Genomic DNA, 12109 nt, shown 5'->3' with positions numbered 1-12109 from the left:
CTGCTGCTGAAATCAGCCCTTTGTTTCCGGCTTACCAGCCCCAAACAAAGCCCTGCTTTCCTGCCGCGTCAAATGCCCTTGCCCTCCCCGGCGGCAACGGTATTTTCAGGGCAACGCCGACAGAGCGTATAACACACTACACTTTGCTCCGCAAAGTCGTGTGCCAAATGGGGCGCTGCCCCCTTTGGAAACCCCCGCAACAAACAGGTGCTATGCACCCAGCCGGGAGCATAGCGCCGTTTGTTGTCAGCAGCCCGTTTCACGGCCTGCGTGTAGTTCCTTGTAAACTGACCTAATGTGAACGCATATACACACACAGCCACGACCAGAATGACTGTGGCAATACTTCCCCAAGGAAAGCGCCTCCGCCGCTGCTTTTGCCTCCGGCGATGACCTTCATTGGGAACAGGCAACATTTTTTCTTCCATCATATAAAGCCTCCTTTCTGAAGGGGAACAAAAGCGCCCCTGTCAGCATTTATTGTACTGAACAGCGGCGCTTGGAACTTTAATATGAAGTTGTTTATTTCCTAAGAAAATCCTAATGTAAGGGGGAGATTTTACTTATGTTCTATCCAGCGGCGGTCCGCAGCTTTGCATCGGACAACACTTTCCCTCTCACATGATATTTGTCAACAGAAATCTGGATTTGAAATGTGTAGGCGGTGTTGTTTTTGACCTTCAAATCCAGCCGTCCTTCCGCCACCGCCGCGTCAATTCCTTGGGGAATGCCGGGCGTATTGCAGTGAAGGTCGATTCCATGTGTATGCTGTTCTGTAACAGTCAGCGGAGTATCCTTCCCATCATTTCGCTCCTTTCGGTGATTTGTTTCATAAAAGAGCAAATCCATGCTCCTGTCAGTATCATTCTACTGGACAAGAGCATGGATTGTTTTAATAAGAAGTTGATTGATTCCTAAGAAAATGCAAAGAAATTGCTAATTTGACAACGGCAAAGAGACTGTAAATGTAACCACATGATTTTTGCTGGATGCGCTGATTGCCCCGCCATGCAGCGTGACGATCTCCTTTGCTATGGCTAATCCAAGCCCTGTGCCGCCTGTATCAGAGGAACGAGACTGATCTACCCGGTAGAATTTATTGAAAAGAGACGCCAATGCCTCATTTGGAATATCTTCGCCGCTGTTCTGAAACCGAATGATGACTTCATGTTCCAATTTTTCTGCGGAGATCACAATCTCGGTATGTGGGAAGCTATACGATGCGGCATTTTTCAGAATGTTGTTGAATACCCGTGCCAGCTTTTCCGGATCGGCTTCGATGGTCAAGTTCTCGTCAAGATGCAGGGTAACAGTGTTTCCCCTGGGAGCCAAAACAGGAGACAATTCATCCGATAGTTGGACCAGCATATAATAAAGGTCGATGGTTTCCTTGGACAAGGTGATTTTCTGAGATTTATATTTTGTGATCTCAAAGAATTCATTTACCATCGTCTCCAGTCGGTAGGCTTTTTCCAACGCGATATGAACCCGCGCAGCCCTCTGCTCAGGGGGCATATTCGGATCTTCCTCCAACAGATTGAGGTATCCGATTACAGATGTGAGCGGGTCCGAATGTCGTGGGCCAGATACATAACCAATTCGTCTTTCCGCTGTTCGGCCAAAGCGGTTTCCCTTTTTCGTTCTGCCAAAGTCTGTTTTACAGAGTTTAGCTTCCGCTCAAATGGCAGCATTTCCGGTGACAACTGGATTTGCTTTTCATCGTCTGCCAGCAATGACTCGATCCCTTGATTGACCTCTCTAAAATATCCGGTCACCCACCGGAAAATTCGTACCATCAATACGATAACGATCAACAGGACGGCCACTGCGAAGAAGATTTCTTTATTGCCGCGAAAATAGATATGGTAATAACTAAAAGCTTCTTCATACTTCATTTTGAACATCGCTTCCAGAAACCAGACGATCCAATCTCCAACTCGCTGTTTCCAGATAAAAAGATACAGCCCCACCACCACAACGATAGAGGTAATGACATTCAAGCAAACTCGTCGAATGAGTTTGGATTGAAAAGCAAAGTACTCGTCTTTTTTATCAGCTTTCAATTTTATATCCTACCCCCCATATCGTCTTAATGAATCTGGGCTTGTCCATGCGATCTCCCAGTTTTTCCCGCAGATGGCGGATGTGAACGGTGATCGTGTTGTTTGCTTTATTGTAATACTCGTCCTGCCAGATTTTGTGAAACAAATCTTCTGAACTGACTACATTTCCGGTATTTTCCAGAAGAATACGCAGGATCGAAAACTCTGTAGGTGTCAGCACCAAGGGCGTTTCCCCCAAAAAGCAGGTATGTGCCTTGATATTCATTGTCAAGGCACCGCAAACAAGATTATCTTCTGATGCGGCAGACGAGGTTTCACCGGTATCAGAATGAGCAGGATTGTACTTTTGATACCGGCGAAGCTGAGACTTTACCCGTGCAATCATCTCCAGAGGGCGAAACGGCTTTGTAATGTAATCATCCGCTCCAAGAGTAAGGCCGGTAATTTTATCAGTCTCAGCATCTTTGGCTGTCAGCATGATGATGGGGTAGGTATGATGTTCCCTGATTTTCTTGCATAGAGTGAATCCATCTATGTCAGGAAGCATAATATCCAAAATTGCAAGATCAATGGGGGTTGTTTCAATGCAGTTAAGGGCTTCTTGGGCCGTATAAAATTTGAATACAGTGTAGTTTTCGTTTTTCAAATAGACTTCTATTAAATCCGCAATTTCTGTTTCGTCATCGACTACTAATATTTTATTAGACATGAAGTCACTCTCCCTTCAAAGAGTATATATTATTATATTATCAAAGTCAAACACAGCACATCCTTATTATTTCATGAGAAAACATTAAGATTTTCCTAATTTCTCACAGATTGCAATATCTTGGGGCTGAATTTTGGCAAGTTAAGAAACCCCTTGATGCCAAAGAAAAAGGCATGAAGCCAAAGGCTTCAATTCATGACGGCTTTGCGTCAATTCATCTTCAAGGAATATAAATCCCAGTTCCTCTGAGAATCGATCACGATTTGCTTTAATCAAAAAAGGGCGGTTCAACTTATATGTTGAGCCGTCCTTTTTACATTTTTATTATTTTGTGGTATGACACAGAGATAATATTTATTTGTGATTATCCTTTTTAGTAAGCCATATAAAAGTCCGAAAAATGGTATATGGCTTAGAGTAGAATAAAGGCATGACACCAAAAAGGGAGAGAATGCGTCATGTCAAGAAAACAGAGGATGCCTCTGAGTGAGTTTTTACGTCGGTTTGGAACGAACGAAAGCTGCCGGGACTATCTGGCCGCACAGCGCTGGCCGCAAGGTTTTGTCTGCCCAAAATGCGGGCACAAGCATGGTTGCCGTCTATCCAACGGCCTGTATCAGTGTACTCACTGCCACCATCAGACCTCTGTCACAGCTGGGACAGTCCTGCACCATAGCCATGTCAACCTGAGCAAATGGTTTCTGGCGTTCTATTTCGTTTCTCAGGACAAGCGGGGGATTTCCGCAGTTCAGCTGTCCGAGCAGATTGGAGTTACCTATAAAACAGCATGGTCCATGCTCCGGAGGATTAGATCCGCCATGGGGCAGCGGGATGCCACTCACATTCTGTCTGGCGTGGTAGAATTTGACGATGCCTATTTTGGAGGCCCAAAAGGAGGCAGTAAACGGGGCCGCGGCACGGAAAAGGCGAAGGTTTTCGTTGCATTGTCGCTGGATGATCGTGGTAACCCTCAGTATCTCAAAATGAGTGTGGCAAAGAATATCAAGCAGGCCTCTGTGAGAAAATTCGCCCATGCCGCAGTAGCCAAGGGAAGCACAATCCGCAGCGATGGTTACCGCAGTTATCTTCCTGCTTTGGAGGAATATACCCACGAGCATAAGAACTATCTTCCCAACAACGGAATGCTTCACTGGCTGCATATCGTGGTCAGCAATGCAAAGGCTTTCATCCTTGGCACTTATCACGGGTTGCCTAAGGACAATCTTCAGTCCTATCTGGACGAGTTTTCCTTTCGCTTTAGTCGTCGCACCTTCGGTACGCGATTAACTCAGCGCCTGATTTTGGCTGTCGCTCAATCTCGCATGGCTTACTAAAAGGGATAACCACATATTTATTTTATCTAAGACTCTTTCGCATAGATATAAACCCTATTAAGACTGTCCACACATAAGCACATGTTTTAGGCATCATTAAGAATCCAATTGCAGGCACTGAATCTGCCCATAAAACAACAGGAATATAACAAGCAAAATTCAAGTTTGTCTATCCGTTTCTTTATCTATATAGACGGAAAAATCCAGCAAAAGTTCCGAACTATGCTTATATCATAGCACACTTCGGTCTATTTGTCTCACTCCGGAAATGAAAATTTCGTTTATGCATAATTATCTTTGAAAATGTATATTTTTTATTCACCAATACTCATCTCGGACAGAGACAATAAAAAAAAGCCACGATCTACACTCCATATCGGAGCATAGACCGTGGCATTTTTGATTAACGAAGAGGCTTCTTTTCTTCTTTTTCCTGTTCTTTCTTCCTGTCAATATTCAGGATCGTCTCAACCGTCTGCTTCGCAATCAGGTATTCCTGCATCTCTTTCTTCACCTGACGATACTCTGCGTAGGCTTGTTTCTTCTCAACCAGGAGTCGATTAAATTCCTCATGAAGAGCCTGACGAGAAGGAACCTTTTTCCACTCCAGCTGGTCAAAGGCTTGCTTTGCCGCCTTGTGGAGCATCAGCTCGTCACGATGTTCTTCAAAGAACTTTTTGCTGTACCCGGACTTGCGGTACGCTTCATAGGTTTTTCTGGTCTTGGAGTAATTATTGATGTGCGTCTGCAATGCTCCAATCTCGACCATCCGCTTCTCAGCCGCCTTGATAGAGTCGGAAAGTTCGGAGAAGCGAGAGGCCAGCTTATCCGTGAGGGCAACCAAGTCCTCGTAACTATCTACTCCTTTTTCTTTCAAAAGGCATACTGTCCTGGCAGCTTCTTTGCGGTTATATTTCTTTGCCCACTTCTCATACCCAACCGATTTTCCTTCCGCCATCTTAGACTGAATATCAATAAGAAGGTGGAACTGCTTCTGTTCGGGAGCCTGACGAGAACCGTCCTTAGACTTGTGCAGACTTTTTCCGGCAATAACAGCACGGATTTCTTCCTCACTATACCCTTCACCCAGAGAACGCAGGCGGATAAATCGCTTCTGTTCCTTTCCCTTAAATGCAGGCTGTTTCCCATCCTTAAACTCGAATCCCATATCGGCAAGAGCCTGAACAAAATCTTCAAAGCCCTTAGGTTTCTCTTTGAGTACCAAGTCAATGGCTTCGCAAAGCTCGTCACGCTGGGTCCGCTTTTTCGGGAAAACCGTTCGTTTCTGACGCTCCCGGTAGGGTTTTGGTGTGATGATAGAAAGTCCATGCTCCGCACAAACACGATCACTCAGCTTTTGAATCGCCAGACCGGAAAGAAAGAAGTTGTTGAACTTCCGTGAGCAGTCAATGGATGTCGAATTATAAATGATGTGATTGTGTATATGGGCTTTGTCGATATGGGTTGCAACAATAAACGCATGGTTTCCCTTCGTCCAGCGCATTGCCGTTTCATAACCTACTTGATTTGCTTCTTCCGGCGTAACTTCTCCGGGCTTAAAGGACTGGCGTATCTGATAGGCGATGATGTTATTCTTTTGCTGTCTGCCGGTGATGTGCTGATACTGCCTTTTGGAAAGAAGAAATTCTTCATCGGCAGTCTTGGGATCACACTCATAGGAGCTGATAAATTCGCCGTCATTAGTTTTTGCAGCATTTTGAGAGTAATCAGTACGGTCAGCCAGACACTGAGCGACTGTTTTGCCTTTGTTCACATGGAGCGCAATCAATCTTGTTGCTGCCATTCACATCACATCCTTTCCAAAAAGAAAAGCCACCCGAAGGTGACTTTCCATAAAACTATCTCAGCATCTTTTCCCGATCTTCTGCACCACGCAGATATGCCAGTTTTGCCAGATGCAGCTGAACCGCATACAAGCTGTTGATTGCGTGTTCACATTGTTTGCAAAGAGCTGTATTCGATTCTCCTACGATACCTGCCAGGGATTGAATGGCTTCATCTGCCGCTTGTTGCAGTTCCGCATATTGCTCATCTTCTCCGGCGATTTCCCCGGTTACATCGTTATAGGCTATTTCAAAGTAATGCTCCATAAATCCTCTGTCCATCAGTTTCTCCCATCTTAATAACAAATAAATTCTTTGATATGGTTGCCCAAAGTTTCAAATTTTACAACAGCCCAGACCAACAGGAAGATTGCGAGGATCGCCGCCAATCCCATGCCGACAAGGATGGCCAGCGAAGTCCACATTGCCTGAACGATACAGTAGATGGCGCAGCCTGCGATGACCAGAAGCAATAACCCAATCACATAAGAGGAAATGTTGGTGAGCAGATTTCCAAGGATACAAATAGATTTTACAACGAACAGCACCGGAAGTGCCAATACTTTCAGCATCATTTTCATAAGCAAAACTCCTTTCTTCTAACTATATTGTACAAGGGGGCTTGCAAAGACGCAACGATGTCACCCCCTATGTAAAAGGAAAAGGACGCAAGGCTTTTTGTCGCCTATGCGTCCTTAAAACTTAAATATTCAGTTCGACAAATTGGAATTTGTCAATACCTATTACCATAAAGATATTTATTTGAAATTCTCTTTTGTGTTTCCAAATATTTTGTAACGTTTTCATCATAATCAGGATAATTATAACCAAGTGAATCTGCCACTTTTTTAGATATTTTTTTGAACAAACATAGACACAAATCAAACGATTTCCACATTTCTTCATACGAACTCATTGAATATGTATTTAGTAAGTTATCCCACAATTCTTTTGAAATATGCTTATCTAAAAATTTATAGTTTTTACCCAAACTGAAATTAAATCCTTTTTCAGTACCGACATACCAACTAATCATCCTAAGAAGCTCATGACGTAATACTTCATTCATATGGTCTATTGCAAATAGTATTTCACCACGAAGTAAGCCCTTGGATACATATGTTGCAACATTCCAAAATTCGTTACAACAGTCATCAAACTTTCTTTCTGTTGGACACTTAATGTAATAATCTTCATCTGTGGGAACTATTTCTGTTTTAATCATATTATCTTTATCTAACATGATTTTTACAAGTTTATCGCGAGTAAGATACTCCTCAAGCATTGAAACAGGTAACAAAGTTAAATCAATCTTTACACCATCATCAAAAAGCATTATATAAGAAAATCCTTTTTCTTCTGGAGGAAATAATTCCATATCTTCAGGTTTTTGCATCATAATTCTGTTACCAAAAACACTAAGCCAGTCATCGCTTTTCAAAAATTCTCCCATATCTATAACAAAAAAAGTAATATCATAATCTTGAAGATTGTCTTTTGGTATATTAACATTAGTGCGAGACCCCTCAAGAGTTACAATTCTAATTCTCTCATCTTGAAAAGCAAAATTCAAAACTAAATCGTATATTTCTTTTTCAGTCCTCATTTCATTCACCTCAATAAAATTATATCACAAAAAAAGATTGATTCTAACTGTTCTTATAATTTGATAACCGCATCAAGGCAGAGCGTAAGTGCATATTCGTATGCATTACCGCCCCAGTTTCTTTCGTCGTATTTGTCAACATCTGCAAGACTGTCTGCGGTATAAAGTATCATACCCCAGGTTGCCCCTCTGAAATCAGCACAGGCCGCCAGAGCAGAACATTCCATTTCTACAACTGCACAGCCTTCACTTTTGCGATAAGCCACCTTTTCTTTGGTTTCACGGAAAAATCCATCCGTTGACCAGGTTATAACCTCCTGATATTTCATACTATGCTCAAGAATGGTTTCTTCAATTGCTTTTCTTGCCTTCTCGCTGATTTCCACAAATCGAGAAGGGGGCGCATAGTGATAAGATGTTCCCTCATCACGCAGAGCCTTGTTTGGTACGAGGAATGTACTTTCGGGGAACTTTTCCAGAGCACCGCAACTACCTGCCGAGATTACCTCTCTTACACCATAACCAATCAGCCAATCAAGTATCTGTGTGGCTGCTGCCGCACCAACGGGTGCTTGACAAAGCACAATGTCCTCACCCTTGTATTTGGTGATGTAAATGGGATAATGCTTCGTTGCACTCTCAAAAGTGGATACCTGTTTGGTATCACTTTTACTGGCATATTCATCTATGTAAGCACCAAGAAATGCGAACACACATTTCTTGGGTAAGTTCAAACCAAGATTTTCATGAGTGGGATTAAGAACTGCTGTCTGCTCTGTATCAAACTCCAAAATCGGTATTTCGTTTTTAATAATAGCCATACTATCTCTCCGTCAAATTCAAGTTTGTCTAACTGTTTCTAAACAGATCTTTTCAATAATATTGTAGCTCATAAATGTGAACAATTCAACCAATGAAAGCGTATTGTCCTATGTAAAGCCGCAGCCAAAACTGCGACTTCCCGACAAGTTGTCGGGGATTACTGGATGGATGCCAACCTGACAAGCACTTCTTTCATATCCGTCCAGATTTCTTCCAGACGCACCTGTAGGTCGTTGATGTCGGCTTCATAAATGCTGCCGGTCTCATTGGCTCGTTTTGCGTACTGGTTCAGGTTGTTGGAACAGATTCGCAGGAGCGAAACCAGAGCTTTCACATCCTGCAAATCCAGATTGATGCAGTAGCCATCCAGAGCCATCTTGCGAAGATACGCCCCCATGCTTCGGATGCCAAGTTCATCCATCTTCTGATGGATTCTCGCAACTTCCTCTTTGGATGCAAGGAAATGAACATCCTGGTCTCGCTTTGCCATTACAACACCTCCTCGTGAGCTTCAGAGCGTTTTGCAGGCGGGATATGCTCTGCTTTGGATTTCAGATCAGCCAGAACAGAAGGACGCTCTGTGCTTTTCTTTTCGGCACGGCTCTCCACCGTGTCCTCCATATTCAGAGCCGCATCCAGCTCCGCAAGCCGCTGACTTTTGGCGGCAAGCTCCGCTTCCTGAGGGAATGGTTTTCCAAGCTCTGCTTTTGCCGCTTCCTGCTGATTATAGAGATTGGTCAGCTGTTCATCAGCTCGTTCCAGCCGCTCAGGAATGCCAGAAAGGACGTTATCCAGTCGGGTGATATTTCCCCTGGCATCTGTGCCAAGGGCTACACGATGGCTCATAGCCCCTTTCAGAACGATGTCAAACTCACTTCGGAAGCTGTCATAGGAAAGCTCCATCTGAAATCCCCGGTAGCTGCCAAGTGGAAGCGGGTCAGCACTTTTTGTCTCCTTGCAGGCGGCAAGAATGATTTCACCGGCATCGGCTTTTTCCGCATAGTGCTTGCCCATGATTTCCATACCACAGAATCCTTCGGCAATCTGCGGATGCGCTTCCACGGTCTTAATGTCCGCTTCAAAGCCATGAATATAGCCTGTCTGCTTTTCAATCTCAGCCGGGAAGTACTTCAGGAGCTTATCTTCCATGCGGTACTGCTGGCTCTGGTGGTCGGCTTTCAGCACTTTCAGCCTTGCCACATCAATATCCAGGTCCATCTTTTCCTTGATGAGAGGATTACCGGCACACAGTGCTTTGATCTCTGCATAGGACAAAGCCTGTTCGTCCACATCATCACAGGAACGAACCGGAGATTTGGAGGTCATGATCTGGGAGATAAATTTCTGCTTATTCTCCAGGGTCTGATCGGGTAAGAGGATGGCATTACTGCCAGCCCCTCCCCTAAGAACCGTACGTGAGAGTTTCCCCTCATACGGCTCAAGCCTTTCATAAAGCTCCCATCAGGGAACCCGGCTCAACAAAACAAGAATCGTTTTTGTGCAATACGGCACGGCATTCGGGATGCACCATTTCCAGCCATGGCGACTTCCCGCTTCGGAACACCTTATGAACCTTGAAACTCGTTTCCGAGGTAATAGGCTCATTGCATACTGGGCAACAGCGGTGTTGATTTCTCCATACTTTCAGGAGTTTTTCGCGTCCGTTAGTGCTGTTCAACATTTTCTCACCATCGCGCTCTTCATAATAACCGTTCCATCGCTCATCGAAGGGATTTGCGTTAGAGACGATTTTCTTAAAGCGGATGATTTTGGTGTCCGTTGCATATTCAAGAGCAAAGTAGGATTGCTCACCGTTCTTCTTGGTGCGTTCCTCTGCGGCAAAAGTCCAGTTTCGGGTTCCGATGCGATGCCAGTATTTCGCTGCTATCCACCGTCTGCCTTTGTTCTTATGCCTGCGCTTTGCCCACTGCCAAAGACAATTGTAAATCTGATAGTCGATTTTGCTGAATGTTTCAGCGGATACAACAAATCGCTGGTTATTGACCCATCCACGGATAACCGGGTTGAGCTGGCGAATCAGGAAATCCTGCTTTGCCGATTTGTTGCTCTTGACGATTTCACGCACCTTTTTCAGCAGAGAGCCGACCGACTGCTTCGAGGGCTTGATTAGAAGTTTTCCGTTATACTTACGGATGTTCTTGCCCAAGAAGTCAAATCCATCATCAATGTGAGTGATGACCGTCTTTTCTTCAGATAACTGCAACCCACGTTCCGTCATGAAATCTCTGATAATAGGGAGCACTTCTTCACGCAGAAATTCCGGGCTTTCTCCGGTTACGATAAAGTCGTCAGCATAGCGCACGAAGTTCATCTTATTAAAATGAGTTTTACCATTGACCTTTTTGCGGGTCGGCAGTCGTTCCTTTAAGAGCCGTTCCAGTCCATCCAGCGTCATATTCATCAGAGTAGGCGAGATGGCTCCACCTTGCGGTGTGCCTTCCTCAGTGGGGAAAAGTTGCTTTGTATCAACGTATCCACACTTTAACCACTTCTGTAAAACCTGCGTATCCATCGGGATATTCTCCATGAGCCATTCATGGCTGATGTGGTCGAAGCATCCCTTGATGTCACCTTCAAGAATCCACTGAGGAGACTTGCCCTTGTTCAGGTCGGTGAAACACTGCTCGATTGCATCGTGTGTGCTTCTTCCGATTCGGAATCCGTAGGAGTTGAGGTCACCGTAGGTTTCAGCAAGCGGTTCCAATGCAAACTTGTGTAGGGTCTGCATGGCACGGTCTGTCATTGTCGGAATGCTCAGAGGCCGCAGTTTGCCGTTTTTCTTCGGAATATAAACACGTTTCAGGGGCTGAGGACGGTATCCTCTCCGTTTCAGTTTACTGATTGCCTTGAATTTTGCCTCAGGAGTTAGCCACAATTCATGGTCAACTCCAGCCGTATTTTTACCATGATTGCTTGTTACCCGCTTCACTGCCAAGGCTTTGGCGTAAAACGAGTGAGTTAACAGCCATTGCAGCGTTTTTACCTTGCTGTAATGATCTTCTTGTTGAGCCTTTACGATACGCATTTGCAGCTTTTTAACATAAGCACGAGCCTTGTTCCAGTCGATGCTGTCCCAATTTCCCGCTCTGCAAGTCGGTGCACACGATTTCTCGTTCATTTGCAATTCCTCCTTTTTGAAAAGTTCTGTAAATTCTCTCGTAAAGAAAGACCATAGATGGAAGTCTGCCTGCTTTCGCACGAGGTGATGTTGCAACCTCTATCCGTTCCCATTACAGGGTCGGCATTCGCTTTTTCCATCTTTCTTCTACCCGCATTTCATAAAGTCCCCTTACGGTTTCCGTCCGATTGCTCGGAGAAATACGGGCTTACCACGTTCCACTTATTCAACAGTATGGGTTAGGCTTCGCCTCTCCGCCGACAGCTTTGTGTCCATGTATCCCCACTGTACAGGGGGATAGCCAGCTGCGTTACCATTTTGGTTCAGGCTTGTCAGCAACTTTAGCCTGTTCAGCTTTAACGACGTTTATCAGCGATTCACATTACATTAACCATACCATACAAGTCAGGCTCCCCGACCGCATCGTTGCTTGCAGTCTATTGCTTTCGCCTTGCGGTTTCTGCTTGAACCCTTTCGGGTGGGGCTACCCTTGTCCTGTCACGCTTCCTCACAGCCGTTACCAGCTGCTTTGTTGACAGTAGACTACTGCTAATGGAATAACAGGTCTGGTCATTGCCAGACAGTTGAATTA

The 12109-nt window shown here is 44.7% G+C and carries 10 protein-coding genes and 3 pseudogenes; 1 reads left to right on the top strand and 12 read right to left on the bottom strand.

All coding sequences use genetic code 11. The features are described from left to right. Positions 1-68: 68 nt before the first annotated feature. The 4 genes and pseudogenes from ACXPUX_RS13725 to vanR form a co-directional block, all read right to left on the bottom strand. The gene (locus tag ACXPUX_RS13725) at positions 69-431 is read right to left on the bottom strand and encodes a hypothetical protein (protein WP_458828750.1); all 363 of its coding nucleotides are present in this window, start codon (positions 429-431) and stop codon (positions 69-71) included. A 139-nt stretch (positions 432-570) separates the two neighbouring features. Beyond that, a complete protein-coding gene (locus ACXPUX_RS13720) occupies positions 571-843 on the bottom strand; it encodes a VanW family protein (protein ID WP_458828749.1) in 273 nt (90 codons plus the stop codon). Positions 844-936: 93 nt separating this feature from the next. Beyond that, positions 937-2069, bottom strand: a pseudogene (locus ACXPUX_RS13715) (sensor histidine kinase). Beyond that, positions 2053-2772: a VanR-ABDEGLN family response regulator transcription factor gene (vanR, locus tag ACXPUX_RS13710; protein ID WP_458828748.1), complete on the bottom strand. Its 720-nt coding sequence runs from the start codon at positions 2770-2772 to the stop codon at positions 2053-2055. The pseudogene ACXPUX_RS13715 and the gene vanR overlap by 17 nt, the downstream one beginning before the upstream one ends. A gap of 521 nt (positions 2773-3293) precedes the next feature. Here vanR and ACXPUX_RS13705 point away from each other — a divergent pair. Then, positions 3294-4104 (top strand): annotated as a pseudogene (locus ACXPUX_RS13705) (IS1595 family transposase); the annotation flags it as partial. A gap of 405 nt (positions 4105-4509) precedes the next feature. Here the strand turns inward: ACXPUX_RS13705 and ACXPUX_RS13700 are convergent. The 8 genes and pseudogenes from ACXPUX_RS13700 to ltrA form a co-directional block, all read right to left on the bottom strand. Continuing rightward, the gene (locus tag ACXPUX_RS13700; RefSeq protein ID WP_458828747.1) at positions 4510-5910 is read right to left on the bottom strand and encodes a relaxase/mobilization nuclease domain-containing protein; all 1401 of its coding nucleotides are present in this window, start codon (positions 5908-5910) and stop codon (positions 4510-4512) included. Between the two features lie 55 nt (positions 5911-5965). Continuing rightward, positions 5966-6232 carry a hypothetical protein gene (locus ACXPUX_RS13695; RefSeq protein WP_458828746.1) on the bottom strand — a complete coding sequence of 89 codons (267 nt, stop codon included), beginning with the start codon at positions 6230-6232 and terminating at the stop codon, positions 5966-5968. 14 nt (positions 6233-6246) lie between these two features. Then, positions 6247-6531, bottom strand: coding sequence for a hypothetical protein (locus ACXPUX_RS13690; RefSeq protein ID WP_118752284.1), 285 nt, complete (start codon positions 6529-6531; stop codon positions 6247-6249). Positions 6532-6683: 152 nt separating this feature from the next. Then, positions 6684-7556 carry an aminoglycoside 6-adenylyltransferase gene (ant(6), locus tag ACXPUX_RS13685; RefSeq protein ID WP_002582178.1) on the bottom strand — a complete coding sequence of 291 codons (873 nt, stop codon included), beginning with the start codon at positions 7554-7556 and terminating at the stop codon, positions 6684-6686. 53 nt (positions 7557-7609) lie between these two features. Next, a complete protein-coding gene (locus tag ACXPUX_RS13680; protein WP_002582179.1) occupies positions 7610-8377 on the bottom strand; it encodes a nucleoside phosphorylase in 768 nt (255 codons plus the stop codon). A 158-nt stretch (positions 8378-8535) separates the two neighbouring features. Continuing rightward, the gene (locus tag ACXPUX_RS13675; RefSeq protein WP_458828745.1) at positions 8536-8868 is read right to left on the bottom strand and encodes a plasmid mobilization protein; all 333 of its coding nucleotides are present in this window, start codon (positions 8866-8868) and stop codon (positions 8536-8538) included. Next, positions 8868-9743: pseudogene (locus ACXPUX_RS13670) on the bottom strand (helicase); the annotation flags it as partial. The gene ACXPUX_RS13675 and the pseudogene ACXPUX_RS13670, both read right to left, overlap by 1 nt. Before the next feature lie 82 nt (positions 9744-9825). Then, positions 9826-11517, bottom strand: a complete 1692-nt coding sequence (ltrA, locus tag ACXPUX_RS13665) for a group II intron reverse transcriptase/maturase (RefSeq protein WP_458828744.1) — start codon at positions 11515-11517, stop codon at positions 9826-9828. Positions 11518-12109: the final 592 nt, after the last annotated feature.

The sequence above is a fragment of the Faecalibacterium sp. PGM34 genome (assembly GCF_054456555.1).
Note: the sequence above shows the minus strand (reverse complement) of the source record. Positions and strands in the feature narration are given on the sequence as shown.